This is a genomic window from Streptomyces sp. NPDC087420 (assembly GCF_044744165.1).
Taxonomy (GTDB): Bacteria; Actinomycetota; Actinomycetes; order Streptomycetales; family Streptomycetaceae; genus Streptomyces.
Window position 1 is genome coordinate 309,914 of record NZ_JBIUXU010000004.1, and the last position, 23,927, is coordinate 333,840.

Below are 23,927 nucleotides of genomic sequence, written 5' to 3' on the forward strand. Positions count from 1 at the left end.
CGCTCAGCGGTAGTCGCTCGCCGGGGCGTCCTTCCCGCCGTTCACGACGTCCGTGATGTACCCCCAGGCGTCCGGCGTGCTGCCGTCCGCGTCGGTGAACCCGTACGCCTGGGCCAGCGAGAAGCTGGACAGCGACTGCCCGGTCCACCGGTGCCGCTCCGGGTCCGAGGCCAGGGCCGCGACCGCGCGGCCGACGAAGACCGGGGACTCGGAGATCGCGAACGCCGAGTCCTTCCGTACCCCGTCGCGCCAGTTCTCCTCCCGTACGCCGAAGACGTCGAGCATCTGCTCCGAGCGGAGGAACCCCGGGGTGACCGAGACGGCCGTACCGCCGACGCTCCTGAGATCCTCGGCGAGGTTGAACGCCATCCTGATCGGGCCGTTCTTGGCGAGGTCGTAGTAGAAGTTCTCCCGGAAGTTCTTGTTCGACTCGGCCGTGCCGTCCGTGACCTCGACCACCAGCCCGCCGGGCCTGCGGACCAGCAGCGGGAGCGCGCAGCTGCTGGTGATGGCGTGGGTCTTCACGCTCAGCTCCAGCATCCGCAGCCCCCGTTCCAGCTCCGTCTCCCACATCTTCTTGCCGAACTCGACCAGGTGCTCACCGCCCCAGACGTCGTTCACCAGCACGTCCAGCCGGCCCTGCTCCCGGTCGATCCTGGCCACCAGCGCGCGGACCTGGTCCGGCTCCAGATGGTCGGTCGGTACGGCGATCCCCTCGCCGCCCGCGGCCGTCACCAGCTCGGCCGTCTCCTCGATGGTCTCCGTGGTCCGCCCGACCTCGCTGACCTTCTCCCGGGTCGTACGCCCGGTCGCGTACACGGTCGCACCGGCCGCCCCGAGCGCCACCGCGATGGCCCGCCCCGCGCCCCGGGTCGCTCCCGCCACGAGCGCGGTCCTCCCCGTCAACGGCTGTTCCGTCATCCGCCACCTCCATCGGTTCCGGCCGCTTCCCGGCCGTCCACCGACCGTCACACAAAAAGGCGACATCTTCTGTCCGGCTTCTTCCGACTCACGATTCACTCCCTCATTTCGGCGCCTCCGCGTGCGCGGGCCCCCGCCAACCACGATGCTGGACCCGTGATGGACGAGACGGAGTTCTGGGAGATCATCGACAGCACCCGCGAGGCCGCCGACGGCGACCCCGAGGACCACGCCGAGCTGCTGGTGGAGCGGCTGCTCCAGCTCGACCCCGACTCCGTCCTGGACTTCGCGCGGCACTTCGAGGCCCGGTACAACCGCGCGTACCACTGGGACCTGTGGGGCGCCGCGGCCATCCTCCTCGGCGGCGCGAGCGACGACGCCTTCGACTACTTCCGCTGCTGGCTCATCGGCCAGGGCCGCGAGGTCTTCGAGGGCGGACTCCACGACCCGGACAGCCTCGCGGAGCTGCTGGACGAGTTCGACGAGGATCTCGACGGGGACGGCGAGGAGCTGGGGTACGCGGCGGACGAGGCGTACGAACAGCTGACGGGTGTGGTGGCGCCGGACCTCGGCGTGGCGGCGCAACCGGCGGAGCCGGAGGGCACGCCGGTCGACTTCGAGGACACCACGGCGCTCGCGGACCGGTTCCCCCGGCTCTCGGAGCGCTTCGGTACGCCCTGAGGGGTCTTCAACCCCAGGGGCTCACGCCAGGGGCTCACGCCAGGAGCGAGCGGCCCATCAGCACGTCGTCCACGTACTCCCCCTCCAGCAGGAACTCCCCCGGCAGCACGCCCTCGACGGCGAAGCCCTCGGCCTCGTACAGCCGCCGCGCCGGCACGTTGTGCCCCAGCACCCGCAGGGTCAGCCGGCGCGCGCCCTGGTTGCGCGCGTGCAGCGCCGCGGCGCGCAGCAGGGCGCGGCCCACGCCGTGGCCGCGCGCCGACTCCCGTACCGCGAGGCCCTGGATCTGCCGTACGTGCGTGTTGCACGCGAGCGGAGTGGGGCGGCCGATCCTGACGTACCCGACCAGGCGGTCGCCGATCTCCGCGACGAGGTGTTCCTCGGGGCGGTGCCCGGAGTCGAAGAACGGCTCGTAGGGCGGGCGCGGCCGTGGGTACACGGCGTGGAGCGGCGACCAGGTCTCCCGGTCGAGCTCCCCCAGCGCCTCGTCGTCGTCCCGGACGGCGGGACGTATCTGCGATTGCGACATGGCGCAACTGTGCCATGGGGGGTCCCGCGGGCAGGATGGGCGCATGAGGATCGCGGTCACCGGCTCCACCGGGCTCATCGGTACGGCTCTTGTCAGCTCCCTGCGCGCGGACGGGCACGAGGTGGTGCGCCTGGTGAGACGCCCCTCGCGAACGGGCGACGAGGTGGAGTGGGATCCGGTACGGCAGTACGTCGACACGGCGGGGCTGCACGGCTGCGAGGCGGTCGTCCACCTGGCGGGCGCGGGCATCGGCGACCACCGGTGGACCGACGCGTACAAGAAGGAACTGCGCGACAGCCGCGTCCTCGGCACGGCGGCGATCGCGGAGGCCGTGGCGTCGCTGGAGGTACCGCCCCGCGTGCTGGTGTCCGGCTCGGCCGTGGGGTTCTACGGCGACACCGGGGACCGGGCGGTCGACGAGTCGGCGCCGCCGGGCGACGGATTCCTGCCGTCGCTCTGCGTGGAGTGGGAGGAGGCCGCGTCGGCGGCGGAAGAGGCCGGCATCCGCACGGTGTTCGCCCGCTCGGGGCTCGTGGTGTCGCCCAAGGGCGGTGCGTGGGGACGGATGTTCCCGCTGTTCCGGGCCGGTCTGGGCGGGCGGCTGGGCTCCGGGAACCAGTACTGGAGCTTCATCGCGCTGCACGACCACGTGGCGGCGCTGCGGCACCTGATCGACACGGAGTCGCTGGAGGGCCCGGTGAACGTGACGGCGCCGTCGCCGGCGACCAATCGCGAGGTGACGGAGGCGATGGGGACGGCGTTGCGGCGGCCCACGCTGTTTCCGGTGCCGGGGGCGGTGTTGCGGGTGGCGTTGGGGGAGCTGTCGTCGGACATCCTGACGAGTCAGCGGGTGCTGCCGACGCGGCTGCGGGAGTCGGGCTTCACGTTCGCGTTCCCCACGGTGGGGGAGGCGGTGGGGGCAGCCTTGTCCTGAGGCTTTTGTCCTCAATCGCCGGAAGGGCTTGATGGTGCCTGCCGCAGCCGGTCGCGCATGCGCGGGCCGGTTGCCGGGCAGGGGTCGTCCGGCACGGCTTCGAGGTCCGCGCCGATCTCCGTCGGGCAGCGTCGCCGGCCTCCGCATGCGCGGCGCCTGGGCGATCGGTCACCGGCCGGGCCGGCTTCTCCCTCTCCCGCAACTTCGTGACCTGCGGCTACAAGGTTTCTCCAAGGTTTACGCAAGACCTCGCCGCCACAGTGTGGTCGACGCGCGGCGGCGGACGAATGGTCCGGCAGGCGGAGCCGGACAGCGTCTACACCAGGGAGAGACACGTGCGATCACGAATTTTCGCGACAGTCGTTGGAGCCGCAGCTTCCGCTGCGGCGCTCACTGCTCTCGGCGCCGCTCCGGCCTCCGCGTACTCGTCGTCCGGAGTACTGGCGACGTACGCCTCCACGGCTGGGGGCTACGGGACCGCGAGCGCCTTCATGACCAGCGACGGCTACTTTCTCCGCGTCTGTGACCAAGGAAATCCGGACGGCTACAGAGTGGTCGCACGGCTGGTCAAGGGGTCCTTCTACGATCAGACGCAGAACGTCGGCGGGAGCGGATCCTGCGTCGGCGGATCCGAGGACGGCTATACCAGTGGCTGGCTCGATTCGCCGATCACGGGCACTTACACACTGACCGTGTGCCTGCGAAACGGCGCCGGCGGCATGGACTTCGCCTGTGATTCGCGGAAGTTCTACCACGACGGCTCCTCCTGACCGTCGCCACGACACCGTCGCCACGACCGGGTCGGTGTGACCCGGAGAAGAGGCGCGGACGGAATTCATGAGACGCGCCTCTGCACGTGGAAACACGTCTGGGACTCATAGCCCGTGCACCGACTGCCACCGTCGAATCCGGAGCGGCAGGAACGAGAAATCACATCAACTCGCAGGTCCCGCCGCATCGTCGGTGCGGGCCTCCTTCCGCTGGGAGATTCCTCCGTGAATTTTTCTGGTAGACGCCGGCGCCCACCGCTTCTGTGGCGTCGCAGACCCAGAGGATTGCCGCATGCCGCCACGTTGTTCGGTGCGTTGCTGATTGTCCTGATAGGGAGCGTTCCTGTTTGGGCGAACGTACAAGCGGAACCCTCCTCGCGTGAGAGCACTCGGGCGACCGGGGAGGAAGGCGCCGGCCCAGTCCGTAACCCGGATACCGAGCTGGCGTGGGCGCAGGCGAAGAAAAGTGGCGAGCGCGTCGAAGTTGCCTCCAGGAACAGCGAATTCACAACCGTCTGGGCCAATCCTGACGGGAAGACCCTGTCTGCGACGCTGAGCACGGAACCGGTACGGGTGAGGACCGGCAAGTCGTCCGGCGACTGGCAGCCGGTCGACACCACGCTGATCGAAACCAATGGAGTGATCAAGCCCAGGCGAGTGAAAGGTCAGCTGGCGCTTTCCTCAGGTGAAGGCAAGCGACTGTTGACTGTAATGACCAGTAAGGGGGAGGCGGGTATCGACTGGCCCGGCGACCTGCCGCGCCCTCAGCTGCACAAGGACACTGCCACGTACACCGATGCGGTGACGCCGGGGACAGACCTGGTGGTGCGGGCGCTACCAGAGAGTTTTTCCCTGCACGTGGTGATTCGGGAACGCCCGAAGGTCCCGCTGGCCGTACGGCTTCCTCTCGCTCTGCCCGAATCGATGACGTACGGGCGCACGAAGGATGGCAAACCCCAGCTGCTCACCAGCGGCAGGACCGCAGCCGCCAGGCCGGTCGTCACCGAGATGCTCGACGCCGCGGCCGGGTCGTCTCCGGGCAAGGGGCGCATCGGCGATACCGATGCGCGGCTGGCAGGCTCTGCGACAGATCCCACGCTGGTGATCGAGCCCGATGCGAAGTTCCTCGCCGATCACACAGTGCGGTACCCGGTCACGATCGCGGCTGATCCCGTTTGGGTCGGAGCCGGTCTCGACGCCGACACCTTCATGTGCTCCAACGGACCAACCACCACTCAGATCGCCTCCACTTATCTCCGAGCCGGTTCCAACAGCCAGGGGCACTGCCGCGTCTACCTTCGCTTTCTGGTCAGCGACACCGACATCGCCGGCGGAAAAATCCTCAACGCCGACCTACAGATGTGGAACTGGCGGTCCACCACCTGTGGCTCAGCTGTCGGTTCCGGCATTGTGGCCCGGATGGTGACCTCGTCCTTCAACCCGGCCACCTTCACCTGGGCGACTCAGCCGACCACCACCCAGACCGGCCAAGCCGCCAACCAGGCCGCATACAGCGACACGTGTTCCTGGGGAGAAGGCCAACTGATCCACTCCGTGGAACAGATCGTGCAGGCGTGGGCCGATGGAACCACGCCTGACCACGGTCTGCTTCTGCGCGGGGTGGTCGAGAACACCACGCCGAACTACCGGCAATACGTCTCAGCCGAGCGCAATCACGCTGACCCGCGCGGGCACGCCCCTCAGTTGTTCGTCCAGTACGAGCCGGTCAAGCGGGTGAGTTTCGCCGTCGCCGGCGACGAGAGCCTGCCCGCCGGCGCCCTCGAAGGCGCGCCCTTCACCTTTGAGAATTTCTACGGTCTGCCGGGCTTCACCACGGAGAACTTGGACAGACTGCGTGAAACCGGCGAGCTGCCCGGCCCTCTCCCCTCACAGGAAGGCGGCGAGGATTGGACTCAGCCCGCCACCCACGAGCCCAGCATTCCCCACACGAGACCCCAGCCGGGCGAGCCGGGTTATGAGGAAGATCCCCCGACGGACCCTCCGGGTCAACAGACGGTCACCCTGCCGGTGGAGGCGGACCTGTGGCTCGATGACAGCGGATACGTCGGCGGAGACAGCGAGACGTTGTGGGCCGGGCTTTACTCCTTCAGCGGACCGCTGGTCCGCGAACGTACCTACCTCAGCTTCGACACGTCTCAGTTGTCGGGGAAGACCGTGACCAACGCCAGGCTTGAACTACAGAACTCCTACGCCTTCGGCTGCGGTGGTGCCGGGGCAGGGCTGAAAGTCCGACGGGTCGTCTCGGACTGGACGCCGGACAGCGTGAACTGGGCCAATCAGCCCAGCACGACCGAGGGCGGAGCCGCCGTCGCGACGGATCCGCTGCCGTGCACGGCAGACAGCCCGTCCACGGGCGACGGGTGGACCTGGTCACTGACCGACATGGCCAAGGCATGGGCGTCGGGACAGCCGAACCACGGGCTGGTCCTGAGCGCGGCAGACGAGAGCGCCGCAGCGGAGTACGACCGCGGCTTCCTCTCCTCCCGAACGACCGAGGGTGAGAAACCGAAGCTGGTCGTCACGTACACGGACGACTCATCCGCACCCGCATCGAAGGCGCGGCACGGCACAGCAGCCGATCCGTGGCCCGTGGAGGAGCGCGGCGACAAACTGGTCCAGTTCTGGCCCGATCGCGACAACAAACGGATCAACCTCCGCGAGGGCTGGTACGACTACCGGACGGGTGACGGCTTTGGAATGACCAAGATGGAAGACAAACACGGTCTGGACTGGACCGTCGCGCGCACCGTGACCAGAAGAGCGCTGGCCGGGACGGGGAAGTATCAGCAAGTCGAAGACCCATGGCGGTGGAATTACGAACTCAACCTGCGCCTCGTCGACTGTCCCCTCTTCTCGCTCCCCTGGGAATCTCACGATCACCCAAAATGCAAGCTTCTTGACAGCACCCGCGTGAGAGTTGTCGTCGACTTCAGTGGCCGAAAGTATGACGGCAGTAACATTGGAATCATCACGGGCCACTGCATAGGTCAGGGTTTCTGCTTGCCCTGGGTGAATATGATCGAAAATCCGGCCTGATCCATCCCGGCAGATGCGATTCGGCGACAGGGAGCAGGCCCTTCGGCTCGATATGGAATGGGACTGGACCCGGGAGGCCCTGCGCCGCGCACTCGCGGCGCAGGGCCTCCCTGCCTGCCCGGAACCTCCAGGGCACGACGGCAAGGACCTGCGGCCCCCACCCCCCGCCACCACGGCAAACCCAGCCCGTCCGGCGATTGAGGACAAAAGCAGGAAGCGCGGCCAAGAACCGACCGCACGCGCCGCCCATGCCCCCATGCCCCACCCCACGCGCGGCCACCCCCACCCCGTCCTCTTCCTACGCTCGTCGTGAACTCGGGCAGTCGACCTCGGGGAGGGCCACGTGCTCCACAGCGCACACACCGGCACCGCGCACACAGCGCAAAGCGCGGACGTTGTCATCATCGGCGCCGGCATCGCCGGCCTCGCCGCCGCGCATCATCTGACCGCCGCGGGCGTGAGCGTCCGCGTTCTGGAGGCCGCCCCTCACCCCGGCGGTCGTATGAGCACGGAGCACGTGGACGGCTTCCGCCTCGACCGGGTCGGGCCGTTGCTCAGTACCGCGTATCCGGAGCTGCTCCACACCCCCGCCCTGGAGGGCATCGCGCTCCGGATGTTCTCGCCCGGCGTGCTCGTCCGGAGGGACGGGCGGCTCCACCGGGCCGGCACCATCGAAAGGCCCGGCCCCGCCGGAAGCGCAGGCCTCGCCGAAAGGCCCGGCCCCGCCGGAAGGACCGGCACCACCGAAACGCGCCGCGGCGTCGAGCTGAACCCCCGCCCACCCAGGCGCGCACACCGCGCACTCGCCACCGCGCGCGCCCTGGCGAGCGCCCCCGGGCGGGGCCACCAGGACCGGACCGCCCTCGGACCCGCGGCCCCCCGCCGCGCGCGTCCCGACCGCCCCACCCGCGACGCACTCGCCGCGAGCGGTCTGCCCGCGTCCGCCGTCGACGGCTTCGTACGCCCGCTGCTGACCGCGCTGCTCGGCGACCCGGGCCTGTCGACGTCCAGCCACCGCGCCGACCTGGCGCTGCGCGCGTACGCCCGGGGCCGGCTCTGCGTCCCCGCGGGCGGCGCGTCCGCCCTGCCGGAGCTGCTCGCGCGGACGCTGCCGCCCGGCACCGTCGTGACGGACGTGTGGGTGACGGAGGCGTCGATCAACCGCGTCGCCACCAAGGAGCACGGCGAGATCGCGTGCCGCTCCCTCCTCGTGGCGACCGGCGCGCGCGCCGCCGCGGAGTTGCTGCCGGGGCTGCGGGTGCCGGACTTCCACCCGGTGACGGTCCTTCACCACACCGCCCCCACCGCCCCGTCGGCCGATCCGGCGCTCGTCCTGGACGCCGAGACGGGCGGCCCGGTCGCGCACACGGCCGTGATGAGCGCGGTCGACCCGTCCCGCACGCCCGACGGCCGGGTCCTGGTGTCCTCCACGGTGCTCGGCACCCCGCCCCCGGCCCGGGAGTTGGACCGGCTCGTGCGGGCGCAGCTGGCGGGGGTGTACGGAACCCCCACGGACGACTGGGAGTTGCTGGCCGTCCACCACACCCCGGAGGCCGTACCCGCGATGCCGGCGCCGCACGACCCGCACCGGCCGGTGCGGCTGCTGTCCGGCCTGTACGTGTGCGGCGACCACCGGGACGCCAACACCGTGCAGGGCGCGCTGTTCTCGGGCCGCAGGGCCGCCCACGCCGTCCTGCGGGACCTGGGGGTGAAGCCCGCGCACGGCACACCGCCGCTGCCCACGGCGGTGTAGGAGGCCGGAACGGCGTCGAAGCCCGAGACCCGCGCCGACCCTCGCCGACCCGCGCCGCGTCAGCCGATCGTCGCGACCCGGTCCCGGTAGTTGCGTACCGCCACCGCGTCCCGGAACGGCTCCAGGCGGCGTTCAAAGTCGCGTACGTACTCCACCGCCCGTACCGACCGCATCTCGGCGGCCTGCTGGGCCGACTCCGCGCCCAGCAGGCACGCCTGGTCCAGTTCGCCGAGCCCGAGGCGGCCGGTGGCGAGCACCACCCGGCAGAAGAGCCGGCTGCGCGCCAGGGCGGGCGCGCGCAGCTGGAGGGAGCGTTCGGCGTGCTGGACGGCCGCGCGGTACTGCTGGAGGTCGCGGTAGCAGTGCCCGAACTCGTCGGCGAGCTGTGCCTCGTCGAAGTACCGGCCCCAGTGCGGTACGTCGTCCCCGGGCCGTGAGGTCTCCAGCGCCCGTTCCGCCCGTACGAGGGACGAGGTGCAGGCCCGTACCTCGCCGAGGACCCCGTGCCCGCGCGCCTCGACGGCGTGCAGCAGGGCCTGGACGACCGGGGGCGCGGAGGAGCCGACGCCCTGCTGGGCGACGCGGGCCAGCTGGACGGCTTCGCGGCCGTGGCCGAGGTAGACGGCCTGGCGGCTCATGGTGATCAGGACGTACGAGCCGTAGGCGCGGTCCCCGGCGGCCTGGGAGAGGCGCAGGGCCTGGACGAAGTACCGCTGGGCGAGGCCGTGCGCGGCGATGTCGTACGAGGTCCAGCCCGCCAGCCGGGTCAGGTCGGCCGCGGCGGCGAAGAGGCGGCGTCCGGTGCCCTCTCCGTACAGTCCGCGCAGTATCGGCTCGACTTCGTGTTCGAGGTACCGGACGAGGGCCTGGCGCGCGTGGCCGCCGCCGTACGCCTGGTCGAGCGCGCGGAACAGCTCGCCGACCGACCGCAGCGCGGCGATGTCCCCGGCGGTGACCCGCTGGCCGGTGGTGCGTTCCGTGCGCGGGCGGGGGACGGTGGCGGGGCGGCCCTGGGCGGGGACGCGGGCCGGGCCCTCGCGGGCGGCGGGGTCCCGTGGCCGGCGCGGGCTCTTGTCGTACGGGGCTCCGGGCCCGTTGGCCCCTGCCCCGCTCCCGGTGGCGAGGTCGGGGTGGCCGACGCGTTCGTCGGCGCGGCCGATCAGCCAGTCGCGGCTGGGGACGACGAGCCCGGCCGGGGTGAACGCGATCTTGCGCAGTTCGGCCTGGCTGCCGGAGTCCTTGCGCCAGAGCCCGCCGACGATGTCCACGGCCTCTTCGGGCGAGGCGGCGAATTCGAGCCCCGCGTACACCGGCGCGCACGCGTCGAGGCCGAGATCCTGGGCGGAGAGCCGGCGTCCGAGCCGGCGTGTGAAGACCTCGGCGATCAGCGCGGGGGTGGTGCCGCGCGGCTGCTGCCCGCGTAACCAGCGGGTCACCGAGGTCTTGTCGTAGCGCAGGTCGAGGCCGTGTTCGACGCCGAGCTGGTCCACGCGGCGGGCGAGCCCGGCGTGGGAGAACCCGGCCTCCGCGATGAGCGCGGCGAGCTGGCGGTTGGGGGTGCGCTGGGGTGGTCGTTCCGACATCAGCTGTAGGGTCTCCTGCCTTCCGGGCCCCGGAGCAGCCCTCATGGAACGGCGTGAATTTAGCGGCACGGGGGGTCCGTACCGCCACCTTCGTCCTACATTCATCCGATCGTGTGAGGATTCACGGCGCGGCTGACGCAAGCGCGTACGGCAGGGGCGGGCGGCGTGTGCCGGCGGCAACTGCCAGTCCGGCCGGGGCCCGGTCACCGGCGCCGGGCGACCCGGGCGGGACGCCCCGTACACCTGCCCGGCGGCTCCGTCCCGCGCCGCCGTACAGTGGCGAGGGCGTGACGAACGCGCCATGAAGCTTCTCAAGAGGAGGCACGGCCGTGAGTGAGCTGCGGTACGTCCATCTGGGGTTCGGCGAGGAATCCGTCGAGTACCGGGAGGCCTGGCAGGAGCAGCGCCGGGTCCACGCGGCCCGTTTCGCGGACGAGCTTCCCGACACCTGTCTGCTGCTGGAGCACCAGTCGGTCTACACCGCCGGACGGCGCACGGCGGACAGCGAGCGCCCCCTCGACGGCACTCCGGTCGTCGACGTGGACCGCGGTGGCAAGATCACCTGGCACGGTCCCGGTCAGCTCGTCGGCTATCCGATCCTCAAGCTGCCGCGCCCGGTCGACGTCGTCGCGCACGTCCGCAGGCTGGAGGACGCGCTGATCCGCGTGGCCGCCGAGTTCGGGGTGGAGACGTCCCGGGTGGAGGGCCGCAGCGGGGTGTGGGTGCTCGGGGACGCGGTGGAGGACCGGCCGGCGACGGGCGGGCTGACGCTGGACTTCGACCCGCGCCTCCAGGACGACGAGTTCGACCCGCGGCTGAACGGACCGGAGTACGCGCCGTCCAACGCCGGCCAGCGCCGGGAGGACCGCAAGCTCGCGGCGATCGGGATCCGTATCGCCAAGGGCGTGACGATGCACGGCTTCTCGCTGAACGTGAATCCGGACAACACCTGGTTCGACAAGATCGTGCCGTGCGGGATCCGGGACGCCGGGGTCACCTCGCTCGCGTACGAACTGGGCCGCGACGTCACGATCGCGGAGGTGCTGCCCTCCGTGGAAAGGCACCTGCGGGACGTATTGGAGAGCACGGAGCCGAAGCCGCGCGCGGTGGTGCGCGAGCCGGAGCACGCGACCGCGTAGATCCGGTCTGCCCGTGGAAGGGGCCGACCGGGGGAATGCGCCCTCGCGGCCCCGGGTTGGCCAGACGTAATGCCGCGCAAACAACGGGCGTAACCTGGTGTTCGCCGAAGAATCGAATGCCGCGCCAGCAGAGAGAGGTGCCGGACGTGTCCGCTGTCGCACCCGACGGACGCAAGATGCTGCGTCTGGAGGTCCGGAACAGCCAGACTCCCATCGAGCGCAAGCCCGAGTGGATCAAGACCCGGGCGAAAATGGGTCCCGAGTACACCAAGATGCAGAGCCTCGTGAAGTCCGAGGGCCTGCACACCGTCTGCCAGGAAGCGGGCTGTCCCAACATCTACGAGTGCTGGGAGGACCGCGAGGCGACCTTCCTCATCGGCGGTGACCAGTGCACGCGGCGTTGTGACTTCTGCCAGATCGACACGGGCAAGCCGCAGGCGCTGGACCGTGACGAGCCGCGCCGCGTGGGTGAGTCCGTCGTCACGATGGACCTGAACTACGCCACGATCACCGGTGTCGCCCGCGACGACCTGGAGGACGGTGGCGCGTGGCTGTACGCGGAGACCGTGCGCCAGATCCACGGGATGACGGCGGGGCGTGAGGCCGGCGGTACGAAGGTCGAGCTGCTCATCCCCGACTTCAACGCCGAGCCCGCGCAGCTGGCCGAGGTCTTCTCGTCCCGCCCCGAGGTGCTCGCGCACAACGTCGAGACGGTGCCGCGGATCTTCAAGCGGATCCGCCCCGGTTTCCGGTACGAGCGCTCCCTCGACGTGATCACGCGGGCCCGCGAGGCCGGTCTGGTGACCAAGTCCAACCTGATCCTGGGCATGGGCGAGGAGCGCGCGGAGGTCAGCGAGGCGCTGCGGGACCTGCACGAGGCGGGGTGCGAGCTGATCACGATCACGCAGTACCTGCGTCCTTCGGTACGGCACCACCCGGTCGAGCGCTGGGTGAAGCCGCACGAGTTCGTCGAGCTGAAGGACGAGGCAGAGGCGATCGGTTTCTCCGGTGTGATGTCTGGGCCGCTGGTGCGTTCGTCGTACCGCGCGGGCCGGCTGTACCAGCAGGCGATGGACCGGCGGGGCGCGGTGGTGGGCGCCGAGGCCGTGGTGTGAGGTCGTACAGCCGCCGTGTGAATCCCAGCACAAGCGATTACCTCTGAGTAGCGCGCCGGTGGAACCCCGGCGGAACGCGGTCCGTACCCTCCCCGCAGGTCGGGGGCGGCCTACGGGCCGCGTCCGCGTTCCCGGGCGCCGACGGGGGCGTACACCGGCCGCGTACCCAGGCTTCATGGGCGTTTGACCGGTCGGTCACGCCCTGGTAACACCAGTCCGTGACGCTGAAACCACGCGCCACGGACACGCTCCACGCCGCTCCAGGGGGAATGCCACCATGCAGGTCGCGCACATACGGCCCGTTCGCTCCGTCACCGAATCCGGTGCGGACGCCAGGGCGACAGTGATCCGCCCCACCACCTCCCTGCCCGCCGTCGCCCTCCCGTCGGTGGGTACCGCGCTGCGCGTGGTGGAGTCCCTCCTCCTCAGCGGCGGGCAGCGCACGGCCCGCCGCAACGCCTGGACAGCCGTCCAGGAGGACCGCCGCAGGGCCAAGGACCGGGTCGAGGCACAGCATGTGCTGGAGGCGGTGTCGGACCGCACTTCCCGGGCCACGTAAACTCCCGTACATGGCGGCGAAGGAAAACGCAGACTCTGCTGCGAACACCGGGCGACTGAAACAGATCGCCCTTACCTACAAGATGACCCGGAAGGCCGACTCGAAGGTCGGTCTTGTCGTCGCGGGTGTGGGAATCGTCACCTTCGGTGTCTTCCTCGCGGTCGGGTTCTTGATCAACCACCCCATCTACCTGGGCATCCTGGGCTTCATCCTGGCGTTCCTCGCGATGGCGATCGTTTTCGGCCGCCGTGCCGAGCGGGCGGCCTTCGGTCAGATGGAGGGCCAGCCCGGGGCGGCGGCCGCGGTGCTGGAGAACGTCGGGCGCGGCTGGACGACCACTCCGGCGGTCGCGATGAACCGCAGCCAGGACGTGGTGCACCGGGCGGTCGGCAAGGCCGGCATCGTGCTGGTGGCCGAGGGCAACCCGAACCGGCTCAAGAGCCTGCTGGCCGCGGAGAAGAAGCGGATGGCACGGATCGTGGTGGACGTGCCGGTGCACGACATCATCGTCGGTGACGGCGAGGGCCAGGTGCCGCTGAAGAAGGTGCGGACGACCCTGCTCAAGCTGCCGCGCGTGCTGGCGGGACCGCAGGTGACGTCGACCAACGACCGGCTGCGGGCGCTGGGCGATCTGATGAGCAACATGCCGCTGCCGAAGGGTCCGATGCCGAAGGGCATGCGGATGCCGAGGGGCGGGAAGATGCGCTGAGCGGTCGCGTACTGCTGACGTACCGCTGACGTGCTGCTGATGGAGGAGGGCGGCGCGGGAAGACTCCCGCGCCGCCCTCCTCCGTCGTTTCGTCCGTTCAGATCCTGACCTGTTCAGGTCCTGACCTGTACGGCGCCGGAGAGGCGGTCGTGGAAGCCGCGCCCGTCCCGGTCCCAGATGAGGGCGGGGACGGCGAGGCAGAGCAGTACGGTGCGCACGAGGACCCGTACGAAGGAGAGCCGGCCGCCGTGCTCGGCGATGACGCGGAGGCCGAAGACGCGCTTTCCGGGCGTGAAACCGACCGTACCGACGGTGAGAAGACTGAGGACGAAGAGGACGCCGAGCGCCCAGTTGCCGGTCTTCTGCCAGTCACCCGCCGCGAGCAGCCCGTATGCGATCAGCATGCACAGCGCCCAGTCGAGGAAGAGGGCGCCGAAGCGGCGGCCGAGCGGGGCGACGGACCCCGGGCCGTGCTCCGGGAGACCGAGCCGCTCGCCCCGGTAGCCGAAGTCGACGCCCATGTTCTCGGCGGCGGCGCGTGGTCCGGAGAGCCAGGATCCGATTACTTGCCTGTTGTCCACCCGTCCACGGTACTGGGCGGGGATTTACCCCCTCTTGACGGGGGTCGGGGAGCATCCCGGCGGCCCCGTACGCACCGGGCCTGGTTAACTTCTACGAAACAAATGGGTCACGCTTGAGAAATCCCGGAAACCTATGGTCGGGTCCAGCGTGTGCCACCGCACTGGCCGCACCACCGAGCGACAAACCCCCGCCCCTCCTCGGGTCGGGAGGAGGAGGAGCTGGATGTTCCAGAACGCCGACGAGGCAAAGAAGTACATCGCGGACAACGACGTCAAGTTTGTCGACGTCCGCTTCTGCGACCTGCCTGGCGTGATGCAGCACTTCACGATCCCGGCGAAGGCGTTCGACCCCACCGAGGAGCTCGCGTTCGACGGTTCGTCGATCCGCGGCTTCCAGGCCATCCACGAGTCGGACATGGCGCTGCGCGCGGACCTGTCCACGGCCCGGGTCGACCCGTTCCGCCGTGACAAGACGGTGAACATCAACTTCTTCATCCACGACCCGATCACGGGCGAGCAGTACAGCCGCGACCCGCGCAACATCGCCAAGAAGGCCGAGGCCTACCTCGCGTCGACCGGCATCGCGGACACCGCGTACTTCGGCCCCGAGGCCGAGTTCTACGTCTTCGACAGCGTGCGCTTCAACACCACGTCGAACGAGAGCTTCTACCACATCGACTCCGAGGCAGCCGCGTGGAACACCGGCGCCCTGGAGGACAACCGCGGCTACAAGGTCCGCTACAAGGGTGGTTACTTCCCGGCCCCGCCGGTCGACCACTTCGCCGACCTGCGCGCGGAGATCTCCCTGGAGCTGGAGGCCTCCGGCCTCCAGGTCGAGCGCCAGCACCACGAGGTGGGCACCGCCGGCCAGGCGGAGATCAACTACAAGTTCAACACGCTGCTCGCCGCGGCCGACGACCTGATGCTCTTCAAGTACATCGTGAAGAACGTCGCGTGGCGCAACGGCAAGACCGCGACCTTCATGCCCAAGCCGATCTTCGGTGACAACGGCTCCGGCATGCACGTCCACCAGTCCCTGTGGCAGGGCGGCACGCCGCTGTTCTACGACGAGCAGGGCTACGCGGGCCTGTCGGACACCGCCCGCTACTACATCGGCGGCATCCTCAAGCACGCCCCGTCGCTGCTGGCCTTCACGAACCCGACGGTGAACTCGTACCACCGCCTGGTCCCCGGCTTCGAGGCCCCGGTCAACCTGGTCTACTCGCAGCGCAACCGCTCCGCCGCGATGCGCATCCCGATCACGGGCTCGAACCCGAAGGCCAAGCGCGTCGAGTTCCGCGCCCCGGACCCGTCCTCGAACCCGTACCTGGCGTTCTCGGCCCTGCTCCTCGCGGGCCTCGACGGCGTCAAGAACAAAATCGAGCCGGCCGAGCCGATCGACAAGGACCTCTACGAACTGGCCCCGGAAGAGCACGCGGGCGTGGCCCAGGTCCCCACCTCGCTCCCGGCGGTCCTGGAAGCCCTGGAGGCGGACAACGAGTACCTCCAGGCGGGCGGAGTCTTCACGTCCGACCTGATCGAAACCTGGATCGACTACAAGCGCACCAAGGAAATCGCCCCCATCCAGCTCCGCCCGCACCCGCACGAGTTCGAGCTGTACTTCGACATCTAGGCCCCCCGGCCGTCACGGTCGCCCCGGTACGGATCTCGCGGAGCCCGAGGGCTCGCCAGGATCGGTCAGGCCCCCGTCGCTCTTCTCACGGAGAGCGGCGGGGGCCTGATGTCGTACGGGCGTCGGAACGCCGGTCAGGGGGCCTCGAAGACAAGCCTGGGTACGCGGTCCATGTAGGCGGGACTCGGCGTGCCGGGAGGGAGGGCGGTGCGGAGCCGGTCGAAGACGGCCGCGACGCGCTCCGGGCCGTACTCCCTGATGTCGTCGGTCGCCTGGAGCAGCACCCCGCCGCCGCCCAGGGGGACGACACGGGCGAACGCGGGCGATTCGGCGAGGGACTCGGCGCCGCCCAGTCGCCGCGTCACGCCGGCGGAGCAGACCGTGACCCATGAGTAGCCACGCAGGACGGAGTCGAGGCCGGGGAGGGTCTCGTCGGGGAACAGCCCCAGGGCGACCTCGAGTTCCGTGCGGTCGGCGTCCTCCCCGTCGTCGGCCAGCGAACCGAACAGGATCTCCGGATCCGCGCGCAGCCGCCGGTCGAGGAAGTCGAGCCAGCGCCGCTGGACGTCCCGGCTCGTCGCGGGATCGGTGAACTCCTGGCTGGAGGCCCGGACCGCGAGGGTCGCGAACTCCGGTGCGTCGACGTCCCGGACCACGGACGCCGCCCAGTGTTCCGGGCCGGGAAACCCGTTGGAGGCGAGCCGCCCCAGCGACACCCATGCCTTCGCCGGTACTTCTTCCAGCCGTCCGAGGAAGGCGTCCCAGTTCCCCGGGGTCCACACCTGGCCGGAGAGCTTCGTGGACTTTCCCGGCCTGTAGGCGGGAGACACCCACAGCGTGCCCCAGAGCTCACCGGGTTCGCCGTACGGCACCCCCGGGCGCCGCAGCACCGACGCCCGGCCCTTGAGGTCGAGCGCATGGGCGAACGGGTCCAGGCGCGGCCCCGTCAGGACGCCGAGAGCGTCGAGCAGCCACGACTCCACCCAGGCCCGGAACGCCGACGCGTCGGCCGGAATCGCCCGGCTGACCGTCACGGTCACGCTGTCGTTGAGCGATGTCACGGAAAAACTGTCGGGCATGTCGGGTTCGTCCTCGAGTCGGCGTTGTCCAGGTCACGGAGCACGGCTCAGCCGGCCGGTGTGCCACTGACCCGCCCGGCCGTCCCCCGGCCCCGTCACCGAGACCGGGGGACGCGATCATATCCGGATCAGCAGGTGGCACATCCGGTGACGGTGTGGAAGGCGCCCGCGACGACGAAGAGCAGGCCCGTACCGATCGCGGCGCCCACCTGTTTGGCATCGAGGCCGCCGGTGTTCCACTCCACCGACCACTCATTCCCGTCGGTGGTGTTCACGGACGTGTCCGGATGGACCGGTACGGGAGCCTCCTGCGGCGCGGGCTGGGGCACCGGCACCGTTCTCGGCTCTGTGCGCGGTTTGGGTCTCACTTCCTTGGCCTTGCTGACCGTGTACGCCTCGATGCCCGGGGAGGTCGGGGACGAGCTGACGGATATCAGTTCCCGGACATTGCCCTGGTTCGTGCCGACCTGCGGACTCGGCAGCTTGAACCCCGCCACCACCTGCCGGTTGTCCCCGGCCTTGCGCAACTGCTTGGTCAGTTGCCTGATGTAGTTCTTCAGCTGGTCGGGTCCTTGCGCCTCGGCTCCCCCGCCCGCGTGCTTGATCTCCCACACGTAGACCTTGTCCTCGGTCCAGTAGATGAGGTCCGCGTAGCCGGGTTTCTTCTTCTTTTCCGGCTTTCCCCTCGTGTCGTAGGACCCGCCCCTGATGAAGTTGTCCTTCCTGCTGGTGGTCACCGTGCCCGGCTTGATCCTGCGCAGGTAGACCCAGGCCCGCAGGATGAGTGCCCGCAGCATGACGGCCGTGTCGTGGCGGTTGATCCACATCGTTCGCCAGTCGAAGGCCTTTTTCTTCTTCTCGGCCTTCTGCCGTTCGAACTCGCGCTGGTCGGGGTCGTAGAGCCCGGTGGGGTCGCTTCGGGTGATGGGACTGTTGTGGCTGTAGGCGTAGCCGTTCATCTGGAGCGGGTCGCCGATGTCGATCAGCGGGTCCGCGGAGAGGAAGCGGCCTGCCGACTGGTCGTACTCGCGGGCACCCAGATGGATCAGGCCGGTTGCCGTGTCGTCGATGCCGACGCCGAGATAACCGCGCTTGGTGGGCCAGTCGGACGTCGGGCCCCTCTTCTCGCCGTAGGGCTTGAAGGCGCGCCGGATGACCGGCTGCCCCGCCGACAGCCCGACCGCGGTGGTCGCCGTGCCGAGGTGGTCCTCCAGCAGTACGGCCAGCTGCTGGCCGGTGGCCGCTCCGTTGACGGCCGTGCGCAGGACGGGTGGCGCGCCTTCCTGGACGTACGCCCTGGCCGCTTTGGTGATCTTGCCGGCCACCGTGGTGAGTTCGGTTTCCCCGAGGTAGAGGGTGCTGCCCCGGGGCGAGCTCTCCAGGACCCGGTTGCCGTCGGCGTCGTAGACGTACGTCGTGGTGACGCCGTCGACCGTGGCCGACTCGACCTTGTTCTCCTCGTTCCAGACCAGCCTCTGGGTGACGTCGGGCAGATCGCGGACGGTGGTGTTGCCCGCCGCGTCGTAGGTGTACGCGCTGCCCGCGCCCGCCTTGGTCGAGCTGATCGAGGTGAGGGCGTGCGGCTGGGTCGCGACCGGGGCGAGAGCCCCGTTGGCCACCGTGGTCGTTCCGTACCGGTAGGTGGACGTGACCGCCGCGCCCGAGTCGGCCGCGTCGTGGGTGGTGAGGGAACGGCGGTTGCCGATGACGTCGAAGGTGTAGCTGTCCCAGTAGGCGGTGCCGCCGGTGGTCACGGTCCCGGCGGCCGGGGCCGCGGCCTGGAGCGTGGTCCTGAGCGACTCGTCCGGGGTTTCGGTGTCGGCGACCTCGTTGGCCGCGTCCGCCACCGGGGCGGCGGAGTCGGCTCCGTCCGTCCGCGGTCCCCAGGAAGCGCCCCCGGCGGATGTGCAGCCCGTACCACCGCCGGACACGGCCAGGTTCGACGTCCAGGCGTGGACCAGCTCACCCATCGCGTCATAGGTGAAGCACTGGTTGTCCGAGGCGGACACGGTGCCGTCCGTCAGTTTGCGCGCGTTGGCGGTGATGTTGCCGACCGCGTCGTAGGCGTACTGGCTGTCCTGGATCCGGTGCGAGTTGGCGGTTTCCCGGTCGGCGACGGTCCGTTGGAGGCGGCCGCTGTTGTCGTCGACGAAGTTCGTCGTCCACACCCGGTAGGGCTGCGGGCCGCTCACCGTTCTCAGCGGCTCGCCGTACGGAGAGTAGGTGACGTCCGTGGTGTACCAGTCACTGCCGGAGGTGGACTCCGCCAGACCGTCGCTGTTGTACCGGGTGATCACCTTCTCCGTCGCGAGCCCGCCGGCCGCGGGCATCGTGACGGACAGCGGCTTGCCGGTCGGTGTGTACGTGTAGCCGTAGCCGTAGGTGCCCGACAGTCCCTGCGTCATGGAGTTGGCCGGGACCACCACCTGCCGGCCGGTCGGCCGGTACCCGGCGTCGTACCCGGTGACGCGGTTGACGTAGTCGCCGCTCTTGTCGTGGCGCACCGAGGAGACGGGCTGGCCCAGTCCGCCGGGCAGGGAGTCGTAGGTGTACTCCTTCACCGGTGCGGCGGTCTTCGAGCCCTCGCGCACCGCGGTGATCCGGCTGAGCTCGTCGTAGCTGGTGTAGGTGTCACCGTGTGAGTCGTTGATCACCGTCCGCCGGTCCGCGTTGTCGTAGGTGAACGACGTGGCGCCGGTGTCGGGATCGGTGGCGTGGACGATCCGCCCCCGGGCGTCGTAGGTGTAGGTCCACTCGTTGCCCGCCGGGTCGGTCACCTTGTCGCGCATACCGCGGCTGTCGTAGCTGTAGTTCGTGGTGCGCCACTGGTTGGTCGCGGTGTTCGTGTAGTGCTGGATCCGCACGATCCGGCCCCGCGGATCGGTCCACGTGTTGGTCGCGGGGGCGCCGCTGCCCATCGGCGGTGACGTGTAGGTGCTGGTGTCCCCGTAGCTGGTGACCGAGGAGTGGATCGCCTTGCCGGTGTGGAAGGTGGTGACCCTGACGGGTCGTTCGAGACCGTCGAAACGGGTGCGGGTGAGGCTGGGCACCAAGCTGTCCGACGGGCGCTTGAACTGTGCGGGTCGCGGGTCGCCCTCGGCGAGGTACGGACTGGTCTGCTCGTACGGCAGACCGTGGTCGTCGTACCGGGTGTCCGTGATGACCCGGCCCGCGCCGTGCGCCTCGCTCTGGCTCTGGACCGAGCGCATCAGACCGTCGTAGACGGTGACTTGCTTGGAATAGCCGCCGTTGTCGCCGAGGGTCTGGACGGTGACGGTGGTCGGCTTGGTCTCCGTGGGGGTGGCGACCGCCATCTGGTAGGAGATCTGAATGTTGGGAAGGGCGCCCGACGCGGAGTTGTCCGGCGCCCATCCCTTCACCAGCCGGCCGAGCGCGTCGTACTCACTGCGCGTCACACGGCTGTTGGCGTCGGTGGCGGAGAGAGTGAGCCCGCGGCCGGCGTCGAGAGCCGTGACGGTGGCGTGTTTCTTGGAGTTGATCGTCTTCACGGAGGTCACCGCACCGCCCTCGTCGGCGGGGGTGTACTGGGTCTCCGTGACACCGGTCTCCGGTTCCGTGACGGTCCGGATCCGTCCGAGGGGGTCGTACGTCATCGTGGTGTTGACCGAGTACGCCGTCCCCTCGCCGTTGATCTCCGAGGTCGTGGTGGCCAGCCCCTTCGTGGGGGCGGCGTTCCAGGCCTGATTGTCGTAGGACGTGCGGGTGGCGCCCGTGAGCTGGGTGGCGGGGTCGGCCGAGTCGTAGGCCGAGCACGGAGTCGCCGTGGAGCGTACGAGCGAGGGCAGCCCGATGATGTGGGCGCCCACGTTGTGCACGTACTGCGTCCTGGAGCACGCGCGGTCGCTCAGTGCCTCGCCGGTGCCGCTGGGTTTGACGACCGCGCTCTCCGCCTCGACCGGCAGCCCGTACTCGGCGTCCACCTCGGAGGTGGTGCGGATCGCCTGCCAACTCGTTCCCACCGTACGGATGTCGTCGGTGCGCCTGACTCCCGTCCGGTGTGCCAGGAGGGCCTCGGTCCCGTCCCGGGTGCGCGAAGCGGTCTGCTTCGACCACGGAAAGGTCAGGGTCCGGTTGAGCAGCCGCCCTCCGGCGCCGTCGTACGACAGCGTCTCGGCGAGCTGACCTGCGTACTGCGGCTGGTCGTCGTCGACGAGGGTGACGGCTCCCAGCGAGTCCTTGACCGGGCCGCCCGTTCCGAGGAAATACCTGCTGACCGCGTACGACTGCGTCTGCGGCCGGTCCGCGGTCGGGACGTTCTTGCCGCCCTTGACCGTGACGACCTGCCGGAAACCGCGCCATTCGCTGTACGTGCGCAGTGAGGGCTTGGTGAACTCGTCGTCGCTCTTGCCCCAGCCGGCACCTGTGTACGTGTACTTCGTGGTGATGCGGTCGGAGACACCGGTGATCTTGTCCGTCTCGGTCACCGAGTCCACGACGTATTTGTTGAACCAGGAGAGGGCCGGCTTCTCCTCCTCGCCGTCGGGTGACCACCGGGTCGGATAGCAGGTGGTGGTGTTCTTGTCCGGGGCGACATCGGGACGGACGCGGCAGCCGCCCTTGTAGACGACCTCGATGTCGGCGCCGTGCTCGGTCGAGACGGTACCGATGCGCGGGCGGGTGAAACCCGGCCTGGCGTCGTTCGCCGAGTCCGGGACCAGATTGCGGAGTTGACGGTCCTTCAGGTAGCTGCCGAGCGGATGGTCACTGCCGACCACGTACGGTCCGAAGCTCACACCGGAGTCCGAGAGCGGGGTGCCGGTGGTGTCACCGGGGGCGAAGCCTCTCCGGGTGATCCTGTTGAGCCACAGTCCCGGCGAGGTGTCGTACCAGTCGCGCGGGAAGCTCTGGTGGAGTGAGTACGTGTCGACCTTGGCCAGGCCGGTCGCACCGGGGCGGACGCCCTCGGTCGTGACGGACTCGAGGCGCTTCCTGGTCCAGAAGGACGGGAAGGCGGGGCAGAGCTTGGAGCCGGCCTTGCAGTTCAGGTTGCCCGGCGCGTCCCACCAGGGGCGGTAGGACGCCGGGTCCTTGGTGTTGTCGAACTTGGCCTCGTCGCAGACGCTTCCCGCTTCCAGGCACCGTTCCCTGGTGTTGAAGACGACCCGGGCCGCGGGCGACGTCAGCGTGCCGGGGCGCAGCCCGTACTCGATGCTCGTCGGGTAGCCGGCCCGGTGGTACTGCTCAGGCGTCTTGAACTTCTTGTTGGGCGCGTAGTAGTTCGTCTCCTGGGCCCAGTTGACGATCATCGTGTTGCCGTGGACGTCGACGACCTTGTCCAGGCCCCACTGCCAGGCCTGCTGCTTCTTGGCGGACCCCTCGGCGCAGCGGGAGTCCGCGAAGGCGGTGGCGTGGCAGGGCTCTCCGGGGTGGTTGCCGTAGACGGGAACGGTCAGTACCGACTTGGTGTCCGCGTGGCCACCGCCCACCTTGTGCAGACCGAAGAAGTTCTGGGTGCCGTCGGTGGTCGTGACGACCCAGTACTCGCCGTTGTTGTCCCCGTTGTCACCGTCCTTCCGCAGCTCGATCCGTGTGCCGTCGTCGCTCTGGGGCCGGTAGAAGTCCGTCTCACCGATGCGTACCAACTCGGTCGTCCTGCCGCCGAGCGACATGACCGCGTTGGAGGACACCCAGCACAGGTCCGACGTCTTGAACTTCTTGTCCTTGTTGTTGGGCGCTCCCGCGGCGATGTCCTCGCGGTCGTCCAGACAACTGCGGTAGCGGCGCTCGATGTGGCCGGGCTCGTAGTTCCAGCCCTCGCCGATCCAGGAGGCCTGCGGTGAGCTGACGGCGGTCTTGCCGTCCACGTTCTGCGACGAGTAGGTGAAGGAGATCTCGGGGGCGGGACCGGCCGGGGTCGGGGGCACCGCCAGGGGGTACGACCAGTTGAATCCGCCCGAGGAGCTGCCCGCGGACCACTTGCCGTCGCTGATCAGCGGGGTCGCCTTGAACGAACCTCCTTCGCCGGCACCGGAGTCGACCGCCCCGATCACCGCCTTGTCACCCTCGGCCGCCATCGCGAAGGGCGTGACGAATGCCGCTTGTACGGCGCCAGGGGCCAGGGGGGCCGGCGGAGCGAGTACGGGTGTCACCGTGCCGTCGGCGGCTGTGTCGACCGTGGCGGTGATCGTCTTGGAGCCGGTGTTGTTGGCTGTCTCCAGCTCCTGGTAGGTCCGGCACTCCTCGACGTCCGGAGTCGTGACGTAGCACTCGGGGAACTGGACGAAGCGCAGCCGGGAGGCCCAGTCGGCGCCGTAGAGGTTCTGGTACGTCTTGTAGTCGAGTTCGACGGAGACCGGCACGGAGGCTCCGACCGGTGCGGTGACGGTGAGGACAGCACCGTCCACACCGTCGGCCACCGCGTCGGTACGGGCCGCGATGCCCACCTGCCAGGTGCCCGTCGGTATCGCGGCGCCCGGGGCGCGGCCCAGTTTCACGGGGAGCGAGCCTGCGGGAACCGGCGCGGGGTCGGCCTGTGGGGCGGCGCTGGGGGCGCCGGCCCCGTTTCGCTGGACCGCGCTGCTGAAGGTGACGGGTGCCGTCGCGGCCGGCGGCGGGGTGGTGGTTCCGGCCGGCGCCTCAGTGGTGTTCTCGGGAGTCTCCAGCGCGATGCTCTCGAGGCCGGGGTTGCGTGTCGTCCCGTCAACCAGCTTCTCCTGGTTGAGTTTTTCCAGGACGAGTTCCTCGCGTGGCACCTCCGCCCTCGTCGGATCCGGCGGCAGGGCGAATGCCTGAGTCGGCAGCTGAGCCAGCACCAGGGCCACGGCAACGGCCGAGAAGGCGGCGGAGCGGCGGAGCCAACGGCGTGCGGACAGAAAGAACATGGAGTGGTCCCCCCGGACGGCATGAGCGGCGCCTGGCAGACC

General features: G+C 69.7%; 16 protein-coding genes. 10 read left to right on the forward strand and 6 right to left on the reverse strand.

Annotation, left to right across the window (positions count from 1 at the left end; all coding sequences use genetic code 11):
- Positions 1 to 3: 3 nt before the first annotated feature.
- Complete coding sequence (locus ACIO1C_RS10010) at positions 4 to 921, reverse strand: SDR family oxidoreductase (protein ID WP_401860540.1); 918 nt, start codon at positions 919 to 921, stop codon at positions 4 to 6.
- A 159-nt stretch (positions 922 to 1,080) separates the two neighbouring features.
- On the opposite strand from ACIO1C_RS10010, the gene ACIO1C_RS10015 reads away from it, so the two are divergent.
- The gene (locus tag ACIO1C_RS10015) at positions 1,081 to 1,602 is read left to right on the forward strand and encodes a DUF4240 domain-containing protein (RefSeq protein WP_401861021.1); all 522 of its coding nucleotides are present in this window, start codon (positions 1,081 to 1,083) and stop codon (positions 1,600 to 1,602) included.
- Positions 1,603 to 1,636: 34 nt separating this feature from the next.
- Here the strand turns inward: ACIO1C_RS10015 and ACIO1C_RS10020 are convergent, their stop codons facing one another.
- A complete protein-coding gene (locus ACIO1C_RS10020) occupies positions 1,637 to 2,131 on the reverse strand; it encodes a GNAT family N-acetyltransferase (protein ID WP_401860542.1) in 495 nt (164 codons plus the stop codon).
- A gap of 43 nt (positions 2,132 to 2,174) precedes the next feature.
- On the opposite strand from ACIO1C_RS10020, the gene ACIO1C_RS10025 reads away from it, so the two are divergent.
- The 4 genes from ACIO1C_RS10025 (at position 2,175) to ACIO1C_RS10040 (ending at position 8,645) form a co-directional block, all read left to right on the forward strand.
- Positions 2,175 to 3,065, forward strand: a complete 891-nt coding sequence (locus ACIO1C_RS10025; protein WP_401860545.1) for a TIGR01777 family oxidoreductase — start codon at positions 2,175 to 2,177, stop codon at positions 3,063 to 3,065.
- Positions 3,066 to 3,556: 491 nt separating this feature from the next.
- On the forward strand, positions 3,557 to 3,835 hold the full coding sequence (locus ACIO1C_RS10030; protein ID WP_401860548.1) for a hypothetical protein: 279 nt from the start codon (positions 3,557 to 3,559) through the stop codon (positions 3,833 to 3,835).
- A 285-nt stretch (positions 3,836 to 4,120) separates the two neighbouring features.
- The gene (locus tag ACIO1C_RS10035; protein WP_401860550.1) at positions 4,121 to 6,892 is read left to right on the forward strand and encodes a DNRLRE domain-containing protein; all 2,772 of its coding nucleotides are present in this window, start codon (positions 4,121 to 4,123) and stop codon (positions 6,890 to 6,892) included.
- 343 nt (positions 6,893 to 7,235) lie between these two features.
- Positions 7,236 to 8,645, forward strand: coding sequence for an FAD-dependent oxidoreductase (locus ACIO1C_RS10040; RefSeq protein WP_401860553.1), 1,410 nt, complete (start codon positions 7,236 to 7,238; stop codon positions 8,643 to 8,645).
- 59 nt (positions 8,646 to 8,704) lie between these two features.
- On the opposite strand, the gene ACIO1C_RS10045 is transcribed toward ACIO1C_RS10040, so the two are convergent.
- Positions 8,705 to 10,228, reverse strand: coding sequence for a regulator (locus ACIO1C_RS10045; protein WP_401860556.1), 1,524 nt, complete (start codon positions 10,226 to 10,228; stop codon positions 8,705 to 8,707).
- 329 nt (positions 10,229 to 10,557) lie between these two features.
- On the opposite strand from ACIO1C_RS10045, the gene lipB reads away from it, so the two are divergent.
- The 4 genes from lipB to ACIO1C_RS10065 all read left to right on the forward strand — a co-directional run bounded on the left by lipB (position 10,558) and on the right by ACIO1C_RS10065 (position 13,750).
- Complete coding sequence (gene lipB / locus ACIO1C_RS10050; protein WP_401860559.1) at positions 10,558 to 11,367, forward strand: lipoyl(octanoyl) transferase LipB; 810 nt, start codon at positions 10,558 to 10,560, stop codon at positions 11,365 to 11,367.
- Positions 11,368 to 11,513: 146 nt separating this feature from the next.
- Positions 11,514 to 12,482 carry a lipoyl synthase gene (gene lipA / locus ACIO1C_RS10055; protein ID WP_401860562.1) on the forward strand — a complete coding sequence of 323 codons (969 nt, stop codon included), beginning with the start codon at positions 11,514 to 11,516 and terminating at the stop codon, positions 12,480 to 12,482.
- Positions 12,483 to 12,846: 364 nt separating this feature from the next.
- On the forward strand, positions 12,847 to 13,041 hold the full coding sequence (locus ACIO1C_RS10060) for a hypothetical protein (RefSeq protein WP_401861023.1): 195 nt from the start codon (positions 12,847 to 12,849) through the stop codon (positions 13,039 to 13,041).
- A gap of 10 nt (positions 13,042 to 13,051) precedes the next feature.
- Positions 13,052 to 13,750 carry a DUF4191 domain-containing protein gene (locus ACIO1C_RS10065; protein WP_327236938.1) on the forward strand — a complete coding sequence of 233 codons (699 nt, stop codon included), beginning with the start codon at positions 13,052 to 13,054 and terminating at the stop codon, positions 13,748 to 13,750.
- Between the two features lie 113 nt (positions 13,751 to 13,863).
- On the opposite strand, the gene ACIO1C_RS10070 is transcribed toward ACIO1C_RS10065, so the two are convergent.
- A complete protein-coding gene (locus ACIO1C_RS10070; RefSeq protein ID WP_401860565.1) occupies positions 13,864 to 14,331 on the reverse strand; it encodes an RDD family protein in 468 nt (155 codons plus the stop codon).
- Between the two features lie 223 nt (positions 14,332 to 14,554).
- On the opposite strand from ACIO1C_RS10070, the gene glnA reads away from it, so the two are divergent.
- Positions 14,555 to 15,964: a type I glutamate--ammonia ligase gene (gene glnA / locus ACIO1C_RS10075; RefSeq protein ID WP_401860568.1), complete on the forward strand. Its 1,410-nt coding sequence runs from the start codon at positions 14,555 to 14,557 to the stop codon at positions 15,962 to 15,964.
- Positions 15,965 to 16,098: 134 nt separating this feature from the next.
- Here glnA and ACIO1C_RS10080 read toward each other — a convergent pair whose 3' ends face one another.
- Both ACIO1C_RS10080 and ACIO1C_RS10085 read right to left on the reverse strand, forming a co-directional pair.
- Positions 16,099 to 17,025 (reverse strand): hypothetical protein, encoded by a 927-nt coding sequence (locus tag ACIO1C_RS10080; RefSeq protein ID WP_401860570.1) that lies wholly within the window; start codon positions 17,023 to 17,025, stop codon positions 16,099 to 16,101.
- Positions 17,026 to 17,171: 146 nt separating this feature from the next.
- Positions 17,172 to 23,885 carry an RHS repeat domain-containing protein gene (locus ACIO1C_RS10085; RefSeq protein WP_401860573.1) on the reverse strand — a complete coding sequence of 2,238 codons (6,714 nt, stop codon included), beginning with the start codon at positions 23,883 to 23,885 and terminating at the stop codon, positions 17,172 to 17,174.
- Positions 23,886 to 23,927: the final 42 nt, after the last annotated feature.